Consider the following 21520-nt stretch of genomic DNA (forward strand, 5'->3'; position numbering starts at 1 on the left):
TCAGGCGCATCCGGTGGCGGGAGCCGTCGGGTGGGTCTAGGACAGACAGACTTCCATCGTCGCCTATCCGGCGCCTGACTTCAGTTCCAGCCGAAGGCGCGTCCTTTGGATATCTATCTGCCAATCGCCGAGGTTTCGGTGAACTGGCCGCTCCTGGTTCTGCTGGGCGCGGTGGTCGGATTCGTGTCCGGTCTGTTCGGCATCGGCGGGGGCTTCCTGATGGCCCCGTTTCTGATCTTTCTCGGCATTCCGCCAGCGGTCGCGGTCGCCAGCCAGGCCAGCCACGTCGTCGCCTCCTCGACCTCGGGCGTGATCAGCTACAGCAGCCAGAAGGCGGTCGACTACAAGATCGGAACCCTGATGGCGGCGGGCGGGGTGCTGGGCGCGCTGCTCGGCGTCGAACTGTTCCGCTACCTGCGCCTGCTGGGTCAGGCCGATCTGGTGGTGGCCCTGTCATATCTGCTGCTGCTCGGCTCGATCGGGTCGATGATGCTGTATGAGAGCTTGGGTCAGATCATGCGCAGGGTCCGGGGAGAGGTCGCTCCGCACAAGGAGCGGCGGCGCCCGCTGTGGCTGTACGGCCTGCCGCTGAAAATGCGTTTTCCGCGCTCGGGCCTCTACATCAGCGCTGTTCCGCCCTTCGCCCTTGGCGGCTTCGTCGGCGTGTTGTCGGCCATCATGGGGGTAGGCGGCGGCTTCATCCTCGTTCCCGTCATGCTGTATGTTCTGCGCATGCGGGCCGGGGTGGTGGTGGGCACCAGTCTGTTCCAGATCATCATCGTCACCGCCATGACCACCATCCTCCAGGCCGGACGCAACCAGACCGTCGACATTGTGCTGTCGACCCTGTTGCTGCTGGGCGGGGTGGTCGGCGCCCAGTACGGGGCCAAGTTGTCCGGCCGGTTCCGGGCCGAGGAGTTGCGGCTGCTGCTGGGCCTGATCGTCCTCGGCGTCGGCATCTACATGGGGCTGGAGCTGTTCGTGCGGCCGTCGGACCTGTTCGCTTTTGCGCCGGGGGTCGCCCAATGATCGCCGCGCTTCCGCCGCCACCGCCGGCCGTCTCCGCTCCCGCGCCGGAACGTTCGATCGGCACGATCGACCAGGTGCGCGTCGCCGCCGCCCTGACCGACGCCCGGGTAAGGGTCGATTCCAGTTTCCGCGGCGCGTCGATCGTCCTGTACGGCGCGGTCTTCAACCCGGGCGACCAGCCCGCCGACGTGGTGGTCGTGGTGCGCGGGCCGGACGGGCCTGTGCGTCTGGTCAAGAAGACCCGGAACACCGGCGTCTGGCTGAACAGCCGGCCGGTGCTGTTCGAAGGGGCGCCCGGCTTCTACATGACCGCCTCGACGCGACCCCTGTCGGACATCGCCGACTTCGGCCAGCTGCGCCGGCTGGGCGTCGGCGTCGATCACCTGAGGATCAACGCCCCGGAGGAGAGCCGCACCGTCACCCGCTATGGCGTGCGCGACGTGGTCGTCAGCCGGCTGGGCGAGGACTATCTGGACTTCCGCCGCGCGGTGATCCGGCTGCGGGAGGCGGCGGCCCTGTACAATACCGATCCCGAGGGGGTGGAGTTCGTCGACCGCGGCCTGTTCCGCGCCGAGGTCAAACTACCCGCCGTCGCGCCGACGGGCCGGTATTTCGCCGAGGTCTGGCTGTTCCAGGACGGCGAGCCGGTCTCAGTCAGCAACCTGACCCTGACGGTCGAAAAGGTCGGCATCGAGCGCGACATCTTCGAGTTCGCGCATCGCCGGCCGTGGACCTACGGCCTGCTCTGCGTCCTGCTGGCGGCCTTCACCGGCTGGGCGGCGAGCCGAGTGTTCCGGCGGCAGTAGTCAGCGCGCCGCGAACTCGCTGAGCGCGTCGATCACCGCCCGGTTCTGGTCCTCGGTTCCCACCGTGATGCGCAGGCAGTCGGGCAGGCCGTAGCCGCCGACGGGGCGGACGATGATGCCCTTCGAGTTCAGATAGTCGTTGGCGGCGGCGGCGTTGCGGGCCTCATCCGGGAAGCGGACCAGAACGAAATTGCCCGCCGACGGGAAGACGTCGAAGCCGAAGCCCTTGATGGCCTGGGTCAGGCGCGGGCGCCAGGCCTCGACCAGGTCGCGCGAGGCCTTCTGATGCGCCTCGTCGCCCAGGGCTGCGACGGCGGCCTCGAGGCCGGGAACGGAGACGTTGAAGGGCAGGCGTATACGGTCGACCGCCTCGGCCACCTTCAGCGGCGCATAGCCGAAGCCGATGCGCAGACCGCCCAGACCGTGGATCTTGGAGAAGGTGCGGGTGACGACGATGTTGTCGCTGTCGCGGGCCAGGGGGAAGCTGGTTTCCCAGTCGGGCGCGGAGACGAATTCGGCATAGGCTTCGTCGATGACCAGCAGGATATGCGGCGGCAGGGCCGCGTGCAGGCGGCGGGTTTCCTCGGCGGTGTTGTAGCTGCCGGTCGGGTTGGACGGGCTGGAGATGTAGACGATCTTCGTCCGCTCATCGACCTGGGCCAGCAGGGCGTCGACCTCGGCCTTGAAGCCGGGCTCGGGGGCCAGTTTGACCTCGGCCTGATTGGCCTTGGCCGAGATGCGGTAGGCGAGGAAGCCGTACTGACCCGTGACGATGTTGTCGCCGGGAGTCAGATAGGTCTGGTTCAGCAGGGCGAAGACCTCGTCCGAACCATTGCCGAAGATCAGCCGCTCGGGCTCCAGTCCGTGGTGCTCGGCGACCGCGTCGCGCAGCTTTGTCGCGCGGCCGTCGGGGTACATGTGGATATTGGCGACGGAGGCCTCATAGGCGGCGCGCGCCTTCTCGCCGGCGCCCAGGGCGTTCTCGTTCGACGACAGCTTCATGGGCGCAGCCACACCCTCGATGCGGGATTTGCCGCCGACATAGGGGGCGATGTCGAGAATGCCGGGCTTGGGAGTCGGGACGTCGGTCATGGGCGCTTTCAGAACAGGGGGGCGGCGCCGATGACGCCGCTGAGGCCGCCGGGCGCGGATGCGAGCCGCCCGTCCTCGGCCTGCACATAGCCCGCCAGCGTGAACAGCTTCAAGCCGCCCGCCGCGATCAGCGGGCTGGCGGCGAGGCCGGCGGCCGCGAGGGCATCGACGATGGCGGCGGCCGGAGCGGCGCTGTCGGTGGTCCAGAAGGTGCGGTCGTCGCCGGTCGGACCCGGCTCGGCCTGCTGGACGAGAAGGGCGCGGGGGACGCCATGGCGGTCATCGGGCAGGGCGGCCACGACGCGCAGGGCGGGCTCGGCCAGCAGCCGACCCCACCAGGCCGACGCGGGCGTCAGGTCCATCAGGGCGCGGGCCCCCTCGCGGACGACGGCGAGGGCCTGATCCGGGTCGGCGGCCGTGCGGGCGGTCAGGCCGTAGCGGTCGGCGGCGAGCGTCTGGCTCGCCGAACCCCAGACCACCAGAGGCGCGCCGGCGGCAGCGTCCATGCGGCCCAGAACGGCGCGCAGGACGGCGGCTCCGGCGGGGGGTTCGCCGGCCAGGGTCTGGCGCAGGGCGATGGCGTCGGCGTCGGGCCGCCTGCGCGGGCCGGCGGCCAGACGGGCGCGGACGGCGTTGGCCAGGGCCCGGTCGAGGGCCAGCCGTTCGGCGTCCTCTTCGGGCTCGGTCAGCATCAGAACAGCTTCGGCGCCGGGGCGAGGGCGAACGGCCCCAGCCAGGTGCGGCCGTCGCGGAAGCGGATGACCAGATCGACGCCGCGGTCTCCCGAGACGGCGGTGGCCGCCGCCGCCCCGGCGGCGCCGAGGCGGTTCACCGCGCCGGACTGCGACCGGGCCAGACCTGCGATGGCGGCCCCGGGCTGTTCGGCGCGCAGGGCGACCTCGCCTTGCAGCCGGCCGTCGGCGTCGGCGGACAGGCCGGCGCTGTCAATGCGGGCGCGGCTGTCGCCGGCCTCCAGCTCGCCCTTGATGGCGGTGAAACGGCCGCCCGAGGCGGTCCAGGCGGCGAAGACCCCGGCGCTGTCCATGCCGCTGAGCTTGCTGGCGTTGACGACGGTGCCCTCTATCCGCGCGGTCAGGCGGCCCTGCCGCGTCGCGCCCTCGACGGGGCCGCCGGGACGGCCGCGGGCGTCGATCAGGTTGAAGGCCACGTCCATCTCGTCGGTCACCGCGCGGCCGTCCGTCAGATGCGGCCGGACGTTGAGCAGGATCCGTTCGGCCGAGGCGATGGGGAAGGGCTCGGCGTCCTGATGGGCGGTGAAGGTCGGGCGGATCATCTCGACGCGCAGGTCCGGGAAGCGTTCGCGCAGATGGCTGACGCTGAGACGCAGGCCATCGCCGGCGATCCCCACCTTGCCCTTGTCGGCGCGGCTCAGGGTCAGGCCGTCAGGGGCGATGACCACCCACCGGTCCGGGTTGTAGGCGTTGGTCTCGGCGACCAGTTCCGGCGCGGTGATCCCGTGGCCGGAGGGGGCTGTGATATCGGCGTGGGGGATCGACACCCGCGCCCGGAACGGCCAGCCGGTGGTGGTGCGCGAGGCGTAGCTGATGCGCCAGCCGTCCTGCCGCATGGCCGCGACCTGGGTGTCCAGCCGGGTCTCGATCTGTTGCGTCAGATAGAACCACCAGCCCGTCCAGGCGGCCAGCAGCACCCCGGCGATCACGAAGGGGACCAGCAGGCCGCGGCGGCTGTGGCGGGGGGGCGTGGTCATCGAGGCTCCGGCGAAAACGGGTTGATCGGTCTGAACGTCTGAAACCCGAAACCGGGCCGAGAAAAAGACCGTCCGGATCGTCCGGATAGTCCGGATCGGGCCTGTCTCGCGGGCCCACGATATGGTGAAGCCGCCGCGGTCCGGCAAGCCCGGAAGGGAACGGCGTAGGGGGACAAACCGTTCGATCCGGATTCACAAACGGGAGCCCGAGATGGAAACCCAGACCCTGTATCGCGGTCGGCTGATCGACCACATTCAGTTGGTGGTGAGAGACCTGCCCGCCACGCGCCGGTTCTATGAGGCTGTTTTCGAAACGCTGGGCGTGCCGCTGGCGGGCGAAGGCGACAACTATTTTTGGGCCGACGAACTGTTCATCTCGACCGCCGACAGCGAGGCGGCGGCAGGCAAGCTGACGGGACGGCACCACCTCGCCTTCCAGGCGCAGGACCGGGCCATGGTCGACGCGTTCCACAAGGCGGGCTGTGCGGCGGGGGGCAGGGACAACGGGGCGCCGGGCGAGCGGCCCTACCACCCCGGCTATTACGCCGCCTTCCTGCTGGATCCGGACGGAAACAATATCGAGGCGGTGTTCCACGGCGAGGCGGAGCGCTCGGCGAAGAGCGTGGAGATCACGTTCGAGCAGTGACGAAAGTCAGCTGAGGAAGCTGCCCACCGTCTCTACCGCCTCGGCCAGGCCCATGCGCTGTACCTCCGTGCCCGGGGGCAGGCTGGCGAACAGGCGCGTAGGGGCGGCGGCGTCCAGCATGACGAAGACGCCCTTGTCGTCGGCGCGGCGGATCAGCCGGCCGAACGCCTGCGCCATGCGGGCGCGGGCGAGGGCGTCGTCGAAATTGCGGCCCCCCGCCCCCTCGCCGCCGAAGCGCAGGCGGCGCGCCTTGTGCAGCAGGTCGGGGCGTGGCCAGGGCACGCGGTCGAAGGCGAGGATGCGCAGCGACCGGCCCGGGACGTCGACGCCGTCCCTGACCGCGTCGGTGCCCAGAAGGCAGGAGTCCTGTTCGGCGCGGAACACGTCGACAAGCGCTCCCACCTCCAGCGGATCGACGTGTTGGGCGTACAGGGGGATGCCCTGTTTGGCCAGATCCGGCCCCAGCCGCTCATAGACCGCCTTCAGCCGGCGGATGGCGGTGAACAGGCCGAGACCTCCGCCGCCCGCGGCCAGGAACAGCTCGCGCATCGCCGCCGCCGTCTGGCGGGTATCGTCCTTGATCAGATCGTTGACCACGATGACCCGGCTGTTGGCGGCGTAGTCGAACGGGCTTTCGACCTTCAGCGTCCGCGCCGGTTCGATCAGCCGGGCCGAGCCGGTTCGCAGGCGCGCCATGTCGAACGGATCGTCCGAGTTCGGATCGGACAGGGTGGCGCTGGTCACCAGCACGCCGTGGGCCGGCATGATGACCGCGGCCTCCAGCGGCACGGTCGGATCGATCCAGTGCCGACGCAGGGCCACGTCCATGATGCGGCCGAAGGCGGCCTCGGCCGACAGCCAGTCGAGGAAGTCGGGATCTGGCTCGTCGGATGAGACCTCCAGCGCGGCCAGCATCGAGCGCCAGCCGGGCAGGGTCATGCGGGCGCGGCGGTCGAGGCCGCGCAGGGCGCCCTCGATGCGGGCGCGACTGGCGCCGTCCAGCTCGGACGCCTCGTCGTCGAGGATGTCCTCCAGATGCCGCGCCAGGGCCAGCAGCGGCGCCTCGACGGCGGCCAGGGCCTGGGCCGCCTCGCGGGCCGCCTCCAGCACAGGCTCGGTGACCGGGCGCAGTGAACATTCCATGCCGAACTCGGCGCCGCTGCCGGACGCATTCTCGCTGGTCCGGGCCCGGAGCTGTTCCAGGGCGGCCAGCAGGAAGCGTTCGATCGGGCCAACCGGATTGACCTCGCCCGAGGCCGGGGCGATGCGGCCGGAGACGCCCTCGCCCGGAAGCTGGGCGGCGGCGCGGACGGCGTCCTGAAGCGCCTTGGTCGCCGCCTCGTTGTCGGCGCACAGGTCGCCGAGCCGCTGTTCCAGACCGCGGCCGCGCCGGCCGCGGCCCTCGGGCCCCCGCAGCCAGCGGCGCAGCTCGGCGGCCTCCTGACCCGACAGGCAGGCCGAGAAGGCGCTGTCGGCGGCGTCGAACAGATGGTGGCCTTCGTCGAAGACGATGCGCTTCAGCGCGGCCGTCTCGCCGTCCTGTTTCAGGCCGCGCGCCGAGCGGGCGCCGTCGAAGGCGGCCTGGGTCATGACGAGGGCATGGTTGGCCACAACGAGGTCCGCCCGACGGCTGGCCCGAATGGTCTTCTCGACGAAACAGCTGCGGTAGTGGGGGCAGGCGGCGTGGACGCATTCCCCGCGCCGGTCGACCAGATTGGCGGCGCTGGCCTGATGGCTCGGTCCCGTCGCGAACAGGCCGGGCAGCCAGCCGGGATAGTCGCCGCCGGTCATGTCGCCGTCGCGGGAATGCATGGCCCAGCGGCTGGCCAGCGCCATGCCGATCAGATCGCCGTTCCCCAGCTGGGCCGCCTGCACCATCTCCTGCAGGTTCAGCAGGCACAGATAGTTCTCGCGCCCCTTGCGGACGACGGTCTTCTTCTTGCGCTCGACCGGGTCGGGCCACAGGGCGGCGCTTTCACGATCGATCTGGCGCTGCAGGGCGCGGGTGTAGGTCGAGACCCAGGCAGCGCCCTGATTGCGCTCGGCCCACAGGCTGGCGGGAGCGAGATAGCCGAGGGTCTTGCCCGTGCCCGTGCCGGCCTCGGCCAGCAGGAAGCGGGGGCGGCCCTCCTCATTGCGCGGCGAGAAGGCGAAGGCGGCCTCGGCGGCGTAGTCGGACTGGGTCGGGCGGGTCTCGTCAAGGCCCGAGGCCTGAAGCAGTTTCTCGAGGCGGATGCGGGCGGACTCGCTGTCGACCGGGGCCGAGCCGGCTTCGCCGCGCGGAGCCTCGTCCTCCCATTCGGGCAGGCGGGACCAGGCGTCGAGGCCGCTGCCGCGATGCTGGCGTTCGCGGACCGGATGATGTTGCAGGGCGCCTGAGACCCGCCACGCCCACGGCCAGCCGGCGCGGCCGAGGGTCTCGGCGAGCGTGAAGGCGTCCTCGCGTCCCGGATAGGCGGGGTCGGCCAGTTCCTTCAGCAGGCCCGCGGCTGCGTCCGTCAAGGCCTGGGCCTGCGCCTCGGCCCCCTTGGGCTCGCTCATCCCCATGGCCAGCGCCAGGCCGCTGGGCGAGGGGGCGCAGAAGCGGGCGGGGCGGACGAAGGCGAACAGCTCCAGCACGTCCAGCAGATCGGCCGAGCGCGGCGGCGGCGCGATGCCGAGGCGGCGCGCGGTCAGGCTGGCGTGCGCCACCATGACGGGGGCGGTGGTGAAGGCCCCCTCGGCCGCGCCGCGCCCGATCCTTCTCGGCCCGTCGGCGTCGCAGATCGCGCCGGACCCGGGCGGGATGGCGAGCGCCGGCGGCAGGACCAACCACGGCTCGGCGCCGGTCAGGGCGGCGGAGGATGTCAGGGAGTTGATGGACACGACCGATAGATAGCCGTTCGTGAGGTGAAACGGAACGGGAACATGCTATAGGCGCGATGTGACGCCGCCGCCCGCTCAAGCAACGCTTTCGCCCCAAGGTCTGGCGCCTCTGTTCGCCGACTGGTTCGCGCGGCGCGGCTGGTCGCCGAGGCGGCATCAGCTGGAGATGATCGCCGCGGCCGCAGCCGGGTCGCACGCCCTGCTGGTCGCGCCGACGGGCGGGGGAAAGACGCTGGCCGGGTTCCTGCCGTCGCTGGTCGAACTGGCCGAGCGCGGGCCGAGGCCGGCTATCGGGCCGGGCAGCGGAATCCACACCCTGTATCTGTCGCCGCTGAAAGCCCTGACCACGGACGTCGAGCGCAACCTGATGACGCCGATCCGCGAGATCGGGCTGAACATCCATGTCGAGAGCCGCACGGGCGACACCAAACAGTCGAAGAAGGCGCGGCAGCGGGAGTTTCCGCCCGACATCCTGCTGACCACGCCCGAACAGCTGGCCCTGTTCTGCGCCTGGGACGGGGCGCGGGCCTATTTCGCCGACCTGAAATGCGTCGTGCTGGACGAGGTGCATGCGATCTGGAGCGGCAAGCGGGGGGATCTGCTGTCGCTGGGGCTGGGGCGGCTGCAGCGGTTCGCGCCGGGGATGCGGCGGGTGGCGCTGTCGGCGACGGTGGACGATCCGGAGATGATCGCGGACTGGCTGAAGCCGGGAAATCCTCTCCCGATGGGGGGAGATCAGGTCACCATCGTCCGCGGCGACCCCGGGGCGCCGCCGGTGGTGGACGTGCTGGTCAGCGAGGGCAAGGTGCCGTGGGCGGGACACACCGGCCAGCACGCCATCCCCGAGGTCTATGAGGCGATCAAGCGGTCGGGGATGAGCCTGATCTTCGTCAACACGCGCTGGCAGGCGGAGTTCGTGTTCCAGCAGCTGTGGTCGATCAATGACGACAGCCTGCCCATCGGATTGCACCACGGTTCGCTGGCGGCGGAGCAGCGGCGCAAGGTCGAGGCGGCGATGGCGCGGGGCGAGCTGCGCGCCGTGGTCTGCACCTCGACGCTGGACCTGGGCATCGACTGGGGCGACGTCGATCTGGTCATCCAGCTGGCGGCGCCCAAGGGGGCTTCGCGGCTGGTGCAGCGGATCGGCCGGGCCAACCACCGGCTGGACGAGCCGTCGCGGGCGCTGATGGTCCCGGCCAGCCGGTTCGAGATGCTGGAATGCCAGGCCGCGCGCGAGGCGGTGGCCGAGAACGCCTTCGACTGGGAGCCGGTGCATACGGGGACGCTGGACACCCTGGCCCAGCACGTCATGGGCTGCGCCTGTTCCGAACCGTTCCTGATGGATGATCTGTATACGGAGATTATCGGCTGCGGCCCCTATCGCGGGTTGACGTACGAGCAGTTCGAGGAGGTGGTCGATCTGGTGGCCACCGGCGGCTACGCCCTGCGCACCTATGAGCGGTTCGCGCGGATCGTGCGGACACGGGACGGTAGATGGAAGGTGCGCAACGCCCAGACGGCGCAGCGCCACCGGATGAACGTCGGGGCCATCGTGGCGGCGGCGACGCTGAACGTGCGTATCGCCTCGCGGCGCGGCGGGGCGGCCAGACAGCTGATCGGCGGGCGCAAGGTGGGCGAGGCCGAGGAAAGCTATTTCGAACAGATGACGCCGGGCGACACCTTCGTCTTCGCCGGCCAGGTCTGGGCCTTCCAGGGCATCAACGGCATGGACGCCCTGGTCACCCACGCCCAGGACAGGGACCCCAAGATTCCCTCATGGGGCGGGTCCAAATTCCCCATGTCGACCTCGCTGGCCGACCGGGTGCGGGCCATGATCCAGGACCGCGACCACTGGCGCGTCCTGCCGCCCGACGTGCAGGAGTGGCTGGAGCTGCAGGAGGAGCGGTCGGTCATTCCGGACGCGAAGACCATGCTGGTCGAGACGTTTCCGAGGGGCAGCCGGCATTTCCTCGTCGCCTATCCGTTCGAGGGCGGGCTGGCGCACGGGACGCTGTGCATGCTGCTGACGCGGCGGCTGGACCGGCTGGGGATCGGGCCGTTGGGGTTCGTGGTCACCGACTATTCGCTGGCCATCTGGTCGATCCGGCCGATGGACGATCTGGACCTCGACCGCTTGTTCGAGCCCGACATGCTGGGCGACGATCTGGAGAGCTGGCTGGAGGAGAGCTTCATGATGAAGCGCACCTTCCGCAATTGCGCCCTGATCTCGGGCTTGATCGAGCGGCGCCAGCCGGGGACCGAGAAGACGGGGCGGCAGGTGACCTTCTCGACGGACCTGATCTACGACGTGCTGCGCCGCCATCAACCCGATCATCTGCTGCTCAAGACCGCCCGCGCCGATGCGGCGGCTGGCCTGCTGGATGTGGCGCGGCTGGGGCAGATGCTGGCGCGGATCCAGGGCCGGATCCGGCATGTGAAGCTGGACCGGCCCTCGCCCTTCTGCGTGCCCGTGCTGGTGCAGATCGGACGCGAGCGGGTCGGCGGCGGACAGGCGGCGGAGATGATCCTGGACGCCAGCGCCTACGGGTTCGACGAGGCCGATCTGATCGCGGAAGTCATGGCGGACGCGCCGCCCGAGCCGGCGGGGGCGGCGTCGTGAACGCGGCCCTCAGACAAGCGCTGTCGCCGGCGCGGCATCCGTGCGGCGGGCTGCGCGTCCATATCGAGGGCGAGCCCTGCGTGCTGCGCTGCTCGGGGGCGCTGTGGGTGCTGAACCATCGCACCCTGATCGCGGCGGACCTGCATCTGGAGAAGGGCTCGGCCTTCGCCGCGCGCGGCCAGATGCTGCCGCCCTACGACAGCCGGGCGACGCTGGACCGGCTGGAAGCCGAGATCGACGCCCTGCAGCCGGCGGCGGTGGTCCTGCTGGGCGACAGCTTCCACGATGCGAAGTCGATGGACCGGATGGCGGCCGACGACCGGGCGCGGTTGGACCGGCTGGCTGCGGGCCGCGACTGGGTCTGGCTCGAAGGCAACCACGACATCGCCGCGCTCAGGTCCTCTTTGGCCGGAGCCATGAACGATCTGGTCGGCGAGGTGGTCGAGACGATGGACCTCGGCTCCCTGCGGCTGATCCACGAACCGCAGGCGGGCGTCCGGCCGGGCGAGATCGCGGGCCACCTGCATCCGGCGGCGCGCGTGGCGGCCTATGGACGCGGCGTGCGGCGGCCGTGTTTCGTAACGGACGGGAGACGGGCCGTTCTGCCGGCGTTCGGGGCGTTCACGGGCGGGCTGGACGTGCGCGACCCGGCGATCGCGGGGCTGTTCGCGGAGCCGCCCATGGCCGCGGCTCTGGGGCGGGAGCGCGTGCATGCTCTGGCGTGGGACACGCTGCGCTAGCTGGTTGCCGCGATGCCTTCGGCATGAGAGCATTCTGGCGAGGAGGCTGATCCGATGCTCCGGCCAATCGTCATCCCGCTCACCTTTCTGGTCGCCACGGCGGGGCTGTTCGTCGCCTGGTACGTCGAAGCCTCTGTCCCCTTCTTTCCCTCATCTCTCCAAGGTCAGATTCTCAAATGCTCGGAAGGTCCGCAGTTTGCGGACTACGAGGTCAGTGTCTTGGATGATTTCGAGGCGGAATGGTTTGCGGGAGAACTGAGGGGGCTGCGCGAGAAGCCCCTTCATCCTGTTCTCGACGCCAAATCCGACACGCTTCGCTTCACATGGTTGCGCAGCTTCCACGCGCCTGTCGTCGTTCGCGCCGATCGCCTTCCAGACGGCAGCGTCCGCCTCAATGCGAAGCGGTTGGCGGGGGAAGGCGGTTGCAGCTTGCAGGGAGAGGGATGCGAGGTTTCGCGAACCCTGAAGGCCGCTGAGATAACGCGACTCGAAGAGGTTAGACGCGCCGCCCTCGCCGCACCCGCCCAGGTCTGTGGAGGAGGGCTCGACGGAGCTCGGTGGATCGTCGAATCCACCGAAGACGGCGGATACCGGTTTGCCCAGCGCTTTACGCCACAGGATGGCGCCATCCGTGAGTTGGGGCTCACGATGATCGGGATGACGGGTTGGCGCTTCGACCGGGTGTACTGACGGCTACCGGGTCGCTTCAGATCAGCAGCGCGTTCGACGCCCCCTCCAGCCGCTCCTCCAGAACCGCCATGAACTCCGCCCGCTTCAGCCCCGCCGGGATCGCCGGCAGGAATTCGTAGACGATCGTGCCCGGATAGCGCCGGAAACCGTGCGCGGGCCAGTGGACGCCGGAGTTGGTGGCCATGGGGGTGCAGTCGGCCTCGAGGTCGCGGTACAGGGCGGCGATGCCGGGCTTGTAGTCGGCGGGGGCGCCGACCCCGGCGCGGGTGCCCTCCGGGAAGATCAGGATCTGGCGGCCCTCGGCGTGGCGCTCGCGGGCCTGGCGGACCATGTCCTTCAGCGCCTTGGCGTGGGCCGAGCGGTCGACGGCGATCATTTTCGTCTTCGTCGCGAACCAGCCGAAGAAGGGCAGGGGCTTCAGCTCCTGCTTCATGATGAAACAGTTGTCGGGCAGGACGGCGAAGGGGGCGATCACGTCCAGCATCGACTGGTGTTTGCCGGCGATCAGGGCGGCGCCGGCGGGGCGGTGCTCGAGCCCGCGGAACTCGACCTTGACCCCCGCGATCCAGCGCAGGCCGAACAGGCAGAATTTCGCCCAGCCGCGGATCACCCACATGGCCTGCCGGTAGGGCATCAGCAGGGCCGGCGACAGGCCGACGGCGAACAGGGCCATCGACAGATACAGCCAGACGACGAACAGCAGCGACCGGATGGTGGTCACGTCAGGCGGCCTTTTCCACGGGGGCGTCGGCGGGTGTGTCGTTCGCGGGCGCCTCCGCGGAGGGGCGGCCGCCGCCGATCGCAGCCCGGCCGAGGGCGGCGAGGTATTTCATGTATTCCAGCGTCATCCGCCGGGCGGTGACCGCGGCCTTCCACCAGCGCGAATTGTCCAGTGACGGCGTCTCGACCGCATAGGGGGTCAGGCGAACCCCCGGGGCGGCGGCGCGAATCTCGGTCAGGGCGCGGGGCATGTGATAGTCCGAGGTGACCACGATCAGGCTGTCATAATCCTTGGCGGCGGCCCAGGCGGCGATTTCCTGGGCGTTGCCCAGGGTGTCCTCGGCCTCGAAGCCGAGGTCGACGCAGCAGTTGAACAGCTTGTTCGAACCCGGGGTGAGGGCGCGCAGCTCCTGACGGCGGACCTCGCGGTTGACGCCCGAGATCAGGACGCGCTCGCCCTTGTCCTGCTCCAGCAGGCGGATGGCGGCGTTGACGCGCTCGGCCGACGGGCCGGTCAGGGCGACGATGGCGTCGGCCCGCTCGGGCTCGGGCGCAGGCGTGTATCCGCGCACCCGGTCGGCGAACGCGAACAGGCCGATCGCCCAGATGAGCGCCAGAATCGCAATGAAAGTCAGGAACTTCATGCGGTTAACCTAGTGACGCCCCTTCAATCGCGCCAGCGCCGTGAAGCGTGCCGCTGCAAGCGCCACCGTAGCGGCCAGCAGCGGGCATGGCGAGAGGATCAGGACATCGCTCCACATCAGCGGCAGGGCCGGGGTGACGCCTTCAGACCCGCCGAGAAACCGCAGGCCCGCGACCAGGATCATGGCGGTCAGGGCGCCGATCCCGCCCGCGACCGCCGCCACCAGGCCGTAGCGGACCTGATAGAGGCCGGCGATGGCGCTGTCCGAGGCGCCGTTGAGGCTCAGGGTGTCGATCAACCCGTTCTGGGCGGCCATGCCGGCGCGGGTGGCGTACGCCACGGCGGCGCCCGCCGCTCCGGCCGTCAGCAGGAAGGCCGCAAGCGCCAGCACGGTGATCAGGGCGGCCGACCGCTCGACCTCGCCGCGCCACAGGCTGTGGTCGTCGACGGTGGCGTCGAGGCCGGCGCTCGACAGCGCCCGGCTCAGGCTGACGGCGCTGGCGGGCGCAGAGCGGTCCAGCCGCACGGTGACCAGATGGGGGATGGGCAGGTCGGGCAGGACGGCGTCGCCCAGCCAGGGCCGTAGCAGGGCCTCGGCGGTCTTGCGGTCCATGGCCTCGGCCTCGGTCACGCCGGGGACCCCGGCCAGGGTCTCGGCGGCGCGGGCGGCGGCCTCGGCTCCCGTTTCGCCGACGCGGGGCCGGACCTGAACAGTGGCTTCCGAGCGCAGCTGACGGGCCCAGCCGTGGGCGGCGCGGTCAGCCGAGACGGCGCCCACGGCCGACAGGCAGGCGAGGAAACACAGGACGGCGATCAGCGACGCCAGCCAGCGCTCGCCGCCCGCATCGCGCGGCAGCAGGGAGGCGCGGCGGGAGAACAGACGGCGGATCACGCCCCTCCTCCGCTCAGCCGGCCGCCGTCGAGGCGCAGGATCGTCGCGCCCGACCGTTCGGCCAGGGCCTCGTCATGGCTGGCGATCAGCACTGTGGCGCCCAGTTTGTTCAACGACTGGAACAGTTTCAGCAGCCGCTCGCCCATCTTCGCATCGACGCTGCCGGTCGGTTCGTCGGCCACGATCAGGTCTGGACCAGCCACCACGGCGCGGGCGATGGCCAGCCGCTGCTGTTCTCCCCCTGATAGCGACGGCGGCAGGTCGTCCATCCGGTCGCCCAGACCAACCCAGTCCAGCATCTCCCCGACGTCGGCGGCGTAGTCGGCCTGGCGCCCTCCCGCGAGCCGCAGGGGCAGGGCGACATTCTCGAACACCGACAGATGGTCGAGCAGGCGGAAATCCTGGAACACCACGCCTATACGCCGGCGGAAATCGGGCAGGGCCTTGCGCGGCGCCGCTGTGGCGTCCTCGCCGAACAGGTGCAGCGTCCCCGCGTCGGGACGGGCCTGCAAGGTCAGCAGTTTCAGCAGGGTCGACTTCCCCGCTCCGGAGGGCCCGGTAAGGAAGTGGAAAGAGCCCGATGGCAAGGTGAGGTTAACGTCCCGCAGCGCGCGGTGCGTCGCCCCATAGCCGAACCCCACGCCGGACAGGCGGACGGTGTCGGTCGAGGCGGCGGATCGTGTGGCGCGGCGGGGCTGGACGGACATCGATTTTGGGTCAGGACGCGGTTCGCACCGCGACGGGAGGGGGCGAAGAGCCTCGCAGTCAGCCGACATGATACTGACCTGCCCGTCCTGCGCCACCAGCTATTTCACCCCCGATGAGGCGATCGGGCCCGGCGGCCGCACCGTGCGCTGCAAGGACTGCAAACACACCTGGCGCGCCACCCTCGACGAGCCGCTGGAGCTGTCGGTCTCGACCGCCGCGGCGGAGGCCGCCAGTTTCGCCTCGCGCGAAGAGGTCGAGCCCGAATCGCTGGCCGAGACGCCGGCGCCCGAACTGCCCCGCGCCTTCCGCGCCCGCGCCGAGCAACAGCGCCGCCTGCGCCGCGCCGCGACCCATGGCGTTGTCTGGGCCGGCATCGCCTCGGGCTTCGCCGCCCTGCTGGCCAGCGCCTGGCTGTTCCGGGTCGAAGTGGTCGAAATGGCCCCGCGCGCGGCCCAGGCCTACGCCGCCGTCGGCCTGACCGTGAACCCGACGGGTCTTGATTTCGAGGCCATCACCGCCAAACCCCTGCCAAGCGATCCAGGCAAGGTGCTGGTCTCGGGCGCGCTCAGGAACGTGCGCGACAATGAACGGACCGCTCCGCCGGTGCGCGTGGCCCTGCTGGACGCGCAGGGGGCCGAGATCGGCCACGCCGTGGTCCGCATCGACGCCGCCCCCGTGTTGCCGGGCAAGGTCCAGGGCTTCGCCGCCGTGATCGCTGACCCGGGCGCGCGCGGTCAGGGCATCGGCGTCGACTTTGTGCTCGACGCTCCGCCCGCCCATCCCGCCGAACCGCGCGCACCCGCGCCGGTCCGGGCCGACACTCGCCGCGCCGCGCCGCCCGCTGTCCATGAGCCCAGTTCCGCGCCGCTGCACGAGACCGGCGGCGCCGGTCTGCGCCCCGCCCTGTCGTCGGGTTCGTCCGCCCCGTTGGACATGCAGCCGATCGACGCCGTTCCGGTGGTGGACACGCATGCCGTCGAGGCGCTATCCGCCTCGAATGGCTGAGACCTCCCCGCCGACCGTTCTCCTGCCCGAAGCCGAGGTTCAGCGCGTCGTCGCCGAACTGGCGGCGCGGATCGCCCCCGTCATCGATGACGAGACCGTCGCCGCCGTCCTGCTGACCGGCGGTCTGTGGTTCGCGGCCGACCTGACCCGCGCCCTGTCGCGTCTGGGCCGCAATGTCCGCTTCGACGCCCTGTGGCTGGCCTCATACGGCGACGAGAAGGAAAGCCGGGGCCGGATCGACGTCTATGCGCCTTTCCAGCGGCCGATCGCGGGCCGCCGGGTCCTGATCATCGACGACGTCTTCGACACCGGCCTGTCGCTGGCCGAGGCGGTGCGGATCGCCACCGAGGCGGGCGCGTCCGAGGTGCTGACGGTGGTCTTCGCCAAAAAACCGTGGCCCCTGCCGCGGGCGCCCGAGCCGGACTTCGTCGGCTGGGAGGCGCCGAACCGGTTCCTGGTGGGATACGGCCTCGACCACGCCGGGGCCCTGCGCGGCCTGCCGGACGTCTGCGCCCTGGACTAGAGCCAGTCGGCGCGGGGCTCCCGCTCGAACATCTCATCGTAGGACGGCCGCGACCGGACCACGGCCCAGCGGGCGCCATCCACCAGCACTTCCGGGACCAGAGGCCGCGAATTATATTCGCTGGCCAGCACCGCCCCATAGGCGCCCGCGCTCATGAAGGCGACGAGGTCGCCGGCCTGAAGCGGCGGCAGCATCCGGTCGCGGGCGAAGATGTCGGTGGATTCGCAGATCGGCCCGACCAGATCATAGGCCAGACGCTCACCCTCGCGCGGACGCACCGGCGCCAGGTCGTGGAAGGCGTCGTACAGGGCGGGGCGCATCAGGTCGTTCATGCCCGCGTCCAGCACGAGGAAACGGCGGCCGTCCTCTCCAGCAGAACCGGCGCGCTGGTTGATCTGGATGACGCGGCTCAGCAGCAGGCCGGCGTTGGCGGCCAGCAGCCGGCCCGGCTCGAAGGCGGCCTCGACGCCCAGTCCCTCCAGCACCCGCGCGCACATGGCGGCGTAGTCGGCGATCGAGGGGGTGTCGGTCTGGCCGTGATAGGGTACGCCCAGCCCGCCGCCGAGGTCGAGGCGGCTGACTGAATGGCCGTTGGCGCGCAGGGTCAGGACCACCTCGCGCAGGGTGCGGAAGGCGGCCTCCATGGGCTCCAGTGAAGTGATCTGGCTGCCGATGTGGCAGGCCAGACCGACCGGCGTCAGATGCGGCGAGGCCGAGGCGCGGGCGTAGAGGTCGATGGCTTCCTCCACGGGCACCCCGAACTTGTCGGTCGCCCCGCCGGTGGTGATCTTCGCATGGCCGCCGGCCCCGATCTTCGGATTGACGCGGATGGCGATGGCCGGGGCCTTGCCCCTTGAAGAAGCCACGGCGATCAGCCGGTCCAGCTCGGCGCCGCTCTCGACATTGATCTGGCGCACGCCGGCGTCGATGGCGAAGGCCAGTTCGGCGTCGGTCTTGCCCACGCCCGAGAAGATGATCCGGTCGCCCGGAACGCCAGCGGCCAGAGCCCGCCGGATCTCGCCCTCGGACACCGTATCGGCGCCGCAGCCCAGCCGCGCGAGGGTGGCCAGCACCGACAGGTTGGAGTTGGCCTTGACCGCAAAGGCGATCAGGGCGTCTCCCAGCGCGTCCCGATGCGCGTCGACGGCCTCGCGCAGCAGGCCGTAGTGCCGCGTCAGGGTCGCGGTCGAATAGACATAGGCCGGCGTGCCCACGGCCTCGGCGAGCGATTCCAGCGGCACGCCCTCGGCGTGAAGCGCGCCGTCGATCCGGTCGAAATGGTGCAAGGCCTAGCGGTTCGGCTGGGCGCCCGGGCCGTTGTAGGGGCTGGTCGGCCCCCCTTCGATCGGCGCGGTGCTGGGCGGACGATAGACGGTGGCGGGCTCGGGCAGGCCGGGCGCACGGGCGTCGCGCTGGCTGCGCTCGGTCTTCTTCGCGGGCGGAGCCTCGAGATCGGCCATGCGGCCGCAGCCGGCGGCGGACAGGGCGAACAGGGCGAGGACGCCCAGGCTGACGATCGATTTCATCCCAATCCCCTACGCGAGACGCGTCTTCCATTCGGCGATGCGCGCGCGGACCTGTTCCGGCGCCGTGCCCCCGAAGCTCTGGCGGCTGGCGCAGGAGGCCTCAGGGGTCAGCACCTTGTAAACCGCTTCCGTCACGCCCGCTTCAAGCGATTGCAGTTCGGCGAGAGGAAGTTGCGACAAATCCACGCCCAGGGCCTCGGCCCGCTTCACCGCCGCGCCCGTGACGTGGTGCGCCTTGCGGAACGGCAGGTTCAATTCGCGCACCAGCCAGTCGGCCAGATCGGTGGCGGTCGAGAAGCCCGAACCGGCGGCGGCTCGCATCCGCTCCGTATCGGGCCGCAGGGCCGCGACCATGGCCGTCATGGCGCCGAGCGCCAGGGTCAGGGCGTCGAAGGCCTCGAACACGGGCGGCTTGTCCTCCTGCATGTCCTTGGAATAGGCCAGCGGCAAGCCCTTCATCACCATCGACAGGGCGACCAGCGAGCCCATGATGCGGCCCGTCTTGGCCCGCACCAGTTCGGCGGCGTCGGGGTTGCGCTTCTGCGGCATGATCGAGGAGCCGGTGGTCAGGTCGTCGGGCAGGCTGGCGAAGCCGAACATCGGCGTCATCCAGATCACGATCTCCTCGGCCAGCCGCGACAGATGGCCGGCGGCGATCGAGGCGGCGGCGAGGCTCTCCAGCGCGAAATCGCGGTCCGAGACGGCGTCCAGCGAATTGGCCATCGGCCGGTCGAAGCCCAGCTCCGAGGCCGTCATGTGCCGGTCGATGGGAAAGGGCGAGCCGGCCAGGGCGGCGGCGCCCAGCGGGTTCTCGTTCATCCGCCTGCGGGCGTCGGCGAAACGTCCGGCGTCGCGGCCGAACATCTCGACATAGGCCATCAGATGGTGGCCCAGGGTGACCGGCTGGGCGGTCTGCAGATGGGTGAAGCCGGGCATCAGGTCGCCGGCGTGCTGTTCGGCGCGGACCAGCAGGGCGGACTGCAACCCCTTGAACTGCTCGATCGCCCGGTCGCAGGCGTCCCGGACCCACAGGCGGAAATCGGTCGCCACCTGGTCGTTGCGGCTGCGCGCCGTATGCAGTCGGCCCGACGGCTCGCCGACAAGTTCGGCCAGCCGCGCCTCGACATTCATATGGATGTCCTCGAACTGGTCGCGGAACGGGAAGGAGCCGTCGCGGATCTCGCCCTCGATGGCGTCCAGCCCGTTCAGAATGGCGTCCGCGTCGTCCCGGGTCACAATGCCGCGCGCCGCCAGCATGCGGCAGTGGGCCCGCGATCCGGCCAGATCCTGGGCCCACAGGCGGCGGTCGACGCCGATCGAGACGTTGATCGCCTGCATGATGTCGGCGGGGCGCGCCGAGAAGCGTCCGCCCCACATGTCTTGACCTTCCGCATTCGGATCGGCTTTGGTCGGGGCGGGCGGCGTTGGATCGGACATGAAGGTCTCGAAAGCGGTTTTGGGCGTTGCGGCGGGCGTGCTGCTGATCGGCGTGATCGGCGGCGCCGCGCTGCTATACGCCAAACCCGGCGCGATCGACAAAGCGCCGCCGCCGGCCGCCGCGAAAAGCGAGCTGGCGCGGTTCGCCCGCGGCTCGATCGCCTCGCTGGAAACCCCCGCCGCGCTGGAGCCGGCGCCCGCCTATGTGTTCAAGACGCGTGACGGCGCCGACACCCGGCTGGCGGACTTCCGCGGCAAGGTGGTGGTGGTCAACGTCTGGGCCATGTGGTGCCTGCCCTGCCGCACCGAAATGCCGACCCTGGCCCGTCTGGCCGAGGCCTATGAAGGCGGGGACCTGGTCGTTCTGCCGATCAATGTCGACAATGACGCGGACAAGATCGCCGACGCCAAGAGCTTCATCGACGTGCACGAGCCGCTGCCGCTGTACAGTGATCCGAAATTCCAGCTGCCGTTCGAATTGCCGGGCAAGGGCAAGATGCCCCAGACCGTGCTGCTGGACCGGCAGGGCCGGATTCGGGCGCATTTCTCGGGCGAGGCCGACTGGGCCAGCCCCGAGGTCCGCGAACTGATCGACGCCCTCCTTGCTGAAGGGCGCTGACGGCCGCGAGGCGGTCGCGGCCGTCCCGGGCGCGGACTCCTAGTTCCCCCGGGTGTCGGTCGCGGTCTCGGCCTTCTGATCGTCCGCCTTTTCCTCCAGCTTGTCGGTGGCCTCATCGACCTCCTGCGCAACCTCGCTGGCGCCGGCCGCGATGGCCGAGCCGACCTGGGCGGCTTCCTCCTTCAGCGCGGACCCCGCCTCCTCGGCGGCCTGTCCGGTGTCGGCGGCGGCTTCATTGGCGTCGGCCTGGGCGTTGTCCTGCTCGGCCTGGCTGCAGGCGGCCAGCGACAGGGCGGCGAGGGCGGCGAGCGTGATGGTCTGGATGCGCATGGGAATCCCCTTCAGCGGTGAACCTTGGCGGTAAACGCGGGGAAGGGGGCGCGGTTGCGCCTCACGTCGAAGCGGCGCCCCAGACCGCGCGCAGACGCGCCGCCCGGCCGCAGAACCGCGTGTAGCCGGCATAGCGTTCGGGGTTCAGCCGGGCAAAGTCCTGATGATAAGCCTCCGCCGGCCAGAACCGGGCGGCGTCGCGCACCGGCGTTACGAAGCGGGCCGCTCCGATCCGCGCCGCCGCCGCACGGCGCGATGCTTCGGCCGCCGGCTTCTGCGCCGCGGTGGCGAAGACCGCGGTGGCGTAGGAGGGGCCCTGATCGCAGAACTGGCCGTCGGGGTCGGTCGGGTCGATGGTCAGCCAGAACCGGTCGACCAGTTGGCGATAGGTGATGCGGGCCGGATCGAAAGTGACCTGGACCGCCTCCAGATGTCCGGTTCCGCCGCGCACCACCTGCGCATAGGTCGGGGCCGATCCGGCGCCTCCGGCGAAGCCTGACACGGCCGAGACGACCCCGGGCATGTGTTCGAAATTGGCCTCCGTGGACCAGAAACAGCCCCCCGCAAAGACGGCGACCTCGCGCCGGCCGCTGTCGCGGACCTGGGGGGCGGCCGCCGGGGGGGAGGGCGCGCTTTCGGCGGGGTCGCCGGGCGAACAGGCCGCGATGGCGAGCAGGATCAGGCTGGCGAGGGCGCGGCGCGACATGGGACGATCTCCGGCGGACGCATCGGGCGTCCGCCTGGATATACGATCCCTCGCGACGCGAGGTTTCAAGACCCCACAAAGCAAGAACCCCCGGCCCTCTTTCGAGGACCGGGGGCTGCTTTTTGTCTGGCCTGCCGGCCTTCGGCCTGCTTGAGGCCGAAGGCTGGCCGATCGGCCTTCCGGTTTTAGCGGAA

General features: G+C 70.5%; 22 protein-coding genes. 9 read left to right on the forward strand and 13 right to left on the reverse strand.

Features of this window, described 5'->3' with window-relative positions:
* The first annotated feature begins 105 nt into the window (after positions 1-105).
* Positions 106-1029, forward strand: coding sequence for a sulfite exporter TauE/SafE family protein (locus BrevBR_RS09460; protein ID WP_332640655.1), 924 nt, complete (start codon positions 106-108; stop codon positions 1027-1029).
* On the forward strand, positions 1026-1835 hold the full coding sequence (locus BrevBR_RS09465; protein ID WP_332640656.1) for a TIGR02186 family protein: 810 nt from the start codon (positions 1026-1028) through the stop codon (positions 1833-1835). The genes BrevBR_RS09460 and BrevBR_RS09465 overlap by 4 nt, the downstream gene beginning before the upstream one ends.
* Here the strand turns inward: BrevBR_RS09465 and hisC are convergent, their stop codons facing one another.
* From hisC to BrevBR_RS09480, 3 genes are read right to left on the reverse strand one after another with little or no spacing between them, the layout of a single operon-like run.
* Positions 1836-2927 carry a histidinol-phosphate transaminase gene (gene hisC / locus BrevBR_RS09470; RefSeq protein ID WP_332640657.1) on the reverse strand — a complete coding sequence of 364 codons (1092 nt, stop codon included), beginning with the start codon at positions 2925-2927 and terminating at the stop codon, positions 1836-1838.
* A gap of 8 nt (positions 2928-2935) precedes the next feature.
* Complete coding sequence (locus BrevBR_RS09475) at positions 2936-3619, reverse strand: hypothetical protein (RefSeq protein ID WP_332640658.1); 684 nt, start codon at positions 3617-3619, stop codon at positions 2936-2938.
* A complete protein-coding gene (locus BrevBR_RS09480) occupies positions 3619-4656 on the reverse strand; it encodes a DUF2125 domain-containing protein (protein ID WP_340000736.1) in 1038 nt (345 codons plus the stop codon). Before BrevBR_RS09480 ends, BrevBR_RS09475 begins: the two co-directional genes overlap by 1 nt.
* 211 nt (positions 4657-4867) lie before the next feature.
* Here BrevBR_RS09480 and BrevBR_RS09485 point away from each other — a divergent pair, with 211 nt between their 5' ends.
* On the forward strand, positions 4868-5302 hold the full coding sequence (locus BrevBR_RS09485; protein ID WP_332640660.1) for a VOC family protein: 435 nt from the start codon (positions 4868-4870) through the stop codon (positions 5300-5302).
* Positions 5303-5308: 6 nt separating this feature from the next.
* On the opposite strand, the gene BrevBR_RS09490 is transcribed toward BrevBR_RS09485, so the two are convergent.
* Positions 5309-8134 (reverse strand): ATP-dependent DNA helicase, encoded by a 2826-nt coding sequence (locus tag BrevBR_RS09490; RefSeq protein ID WP_445214755.1) that lies wholly within the window; start codon positions 8132-8134, stop codon positions 5309-5311.
* A gap of 91 nt (positions 8135-8225) precedes the next feature.
* Here BrevBR_RS09490 and BrevBR_RS09495 point away from each other — a divergent pair, with 91 nt between their 5' ends.
* From BrevBR_RS09495 to BrevBR_RS09505, 3 genes are read left to right on the forward strand one after another with little or no spacing between them, the layout of a single operon-like run.
* Positions 8226-10787 (forward strand): ligase-associated DNA damage response DEXH box helicase, encoded by a 2562-nt coding sequence (locus BrevBR_RS09495; protein WP_445214751.1) that lies wholly within the window; start codon positions 8226-8228, stop codon positions 10785-10787.
* On the forward strand, positions 10784-11527 hold the full coding sequence (pdeM, locus tag BrevBR_RS09500) for a ligase-associated DNA damage response endonuclease PdeM (RefSeq protein WP_340000738.1): 744 nt from the start codon (positions 10784-10786) through the stop codon (positions 11525-11527). The genes BrevBR_RS09495 and pdeM overlap by 4 nt, the downstream gene beginning before the upstream one ends.
* A gap of 54 nt (positions 11528-11581) precedes the next feature.
* Complete coding sequence (locus BrevBR_RS09505; RefSeq protein ID WP_340000739.1) at positions 11582-12217, forward strand: hypothetical protein; 636 nt, start codon at positions 11582-11584, stop codon at positions 12215-12217.
* A 16-nt stretch (positions 12218-12233) separates the two neighbouring features.
* On the opposite strand, the gene BrevBR_RS09510 is transcribed toward BrevBR_RS09505, so the two are convergent.
* The 4 genes from BrevBR_RS09510 to BrevBR_RS09525 are packed head-to-tail and all read right to left on the reverse strand — an operon-like array spanning position 12234 to position 15179.
* A complete protein-coding gene (locus tag BrevBR_RS09510) occupies positions 12234-12938 on the reverse strand; it encodes a lysophospholipid acyltransferase family protein (RefSeq protein WP_340000740.1) in 705 nt (234 codons plus the stop codon).
* Position 12939: 1 nt separating this feature from the next.
* Positions 12940-13581 (reverse strand): YdcF family protein, encoded by a 642-nt coding sequence (locus BrevBR_RS09515; protein WP_340000741.1) that lies wholly within the window; start codon positions 13579-13581, stop codon positions 12940-12942.
* A 9-nt stretch (positions 13582-13590) separates the two neighbouring features.
* On the reverse strand, positions 13591-14472 hold the full coding sequence (locus BrevBR_RS09520; protein WP_340000742.1) for a cell division protein FtsX: 882 nt from the start codon (positions 14470-14472) through the stop codon (positions 13591-13593).
* Positions 14469-15179 carry a cell division ATP-binding protein FtsE gene (locus BrevBR_RS09525; RefSeq protein ID WP_332640667.1) on the reverse strand — a complete coding sequence of 237 codons (711 nt, stop codon included), beginning with the start codon at positions 15177-15179 and terminating at the stop codon, positions 14469-14471. Before BrevBR_RS09525 ends, BrevBR_RS09520 begins: the two co-directional genes overlap by 4 nt.
* Positions 15180-15246: 67 nt before the next feature.
* Here BrevBR_RS09525 and BrevBR_RS09530 point away from each other — a divergent pair, with 67 nt between their 5' ends.
* Together BrevBR_RS09530 and BrevBR_RS09535 are read left to right on the forward strand one after the other, a co-directional pair.
* Positions 15247-16185: an MJ0042-type zinc finger domain-containing protein gene (locus BrevBR_RS09530; RefSeq protein ID WP_332640668.1), complete on the forward strand. Its 939-nt coding sequence runs from the start codon at positions 15247-15249 to the stop codon at positions 16183-16185.
* The gene (locus BrevBR_RS09535) at positions 16178-16708 is read left to right on the forward strand and encodes a phosphoribosyltransferase (protein ID WP_332640669.1); all 531 of its coding nucleotides are present in this window, start codon (positions 16178-16180) and stop codon (positions 16706-16708) included. The genes BrevBR_RS09530 and BrevBR_RS09535 overlap by 8 nt, the downstream gene beginning before the upstream one ends.
* Here the strand turns inward: BrevBR_RS09535 and lysA are convergent.
* From lysA to argH, 3 genes are read right to left on the reverse strand one after another with little or no spacing between them, the layout of a single operon-like run.
* On the reverse strand, positions 16705-17994 hold the full coding sequence (lysA, locus tag BrevBR_RS09540; RefSeq protein ID WP_340000743.1) for a diaminopimelate decarboxylase: 1290 nt from the start codon (positions 17992-17994) through the stop codon (positions 16705-16707). The genes BrevBR_RS09535 and lysA overlap by 4 nt on opposite strands.
* A 3-nt stretch (positions 17995-17997) precedes the next feature.
* Entirely contained in the window at positions 17998-18234 is a 237-nt protein-coding gene (locus BrevBR_RS09545) for a hypothetical protein (protein ID WP_332640671.1), read from the reverse strand.
* 9 nt (positions 18235-18243) lie between these two features.
* Positions 18244-19611: an argininosuccinate lyase gene (gene argH / locus BrevBR_RS09550; RefSeq protein WP_340000781.1), complete on the reverse strand. Its 1368-nt coding sequence runs from the start codon at positions 19609-19611 to the stop codon at positions 18244-18246.
* Positions 19612-19669: 58 nt separating this feature from the next.
* Here argH and BrevBR_RS09555 point away from each other — a divergent pair, with 58 nt between their 5' ends.
* Complete coding sequence (locus tag BrevBR_RS09555; protein WP_340000744.1) at positions 19670-20290, forward strand: TlpA family protein disulfide reductase; 621 nt, start codon at positions 19670-19672, stop codon at positions 20288-20290.
* Between the two features lie 39 nt (positions 20291-20329).
* Here BrevBR_RS09555 and BrevBR_RS09560 read toward each other — a convergent pair whose 3' ends face one another.
* Both BrevBR_RS09560 and msrA read right to left on the reverse strand, forming a co-directional pair.
* Positions 20330-20620, reverse strand: a complete 291-nt coding sequence (locus BrevBR_RS09560) for a hypothetical protein (protein WP_332640673.1) — start codon at positions 20618-20620, stop codon at positions 20330-20332.
* A 61-nt stretch (positions 20621-20681) separates the two neighbouring features.
* Positions 20682-21326 (reverse strand): peptide-methionine (S)-S-oxide reductase MsrA, encoded by a 645-nt coding sequence (gene msrA, locus BrevBR_RS09565; protein WP_332640674.1) that lies wholly within the window; start codon positions 21324-21326, stop codon positions 20682-20684.
* Positions 21327-21520 lie beyond the last annotated feature (194 nt).

Source organism: Brevundimonas sp. BR2-1 (assembly GCF_037626195.1).
Taxonomy (GTDB): domain Bacteria; phylum Pseudomonadota; class Alphaproteobacteria; order Caulobacterales; family Caulobacteraceae; genus Brevundimonas.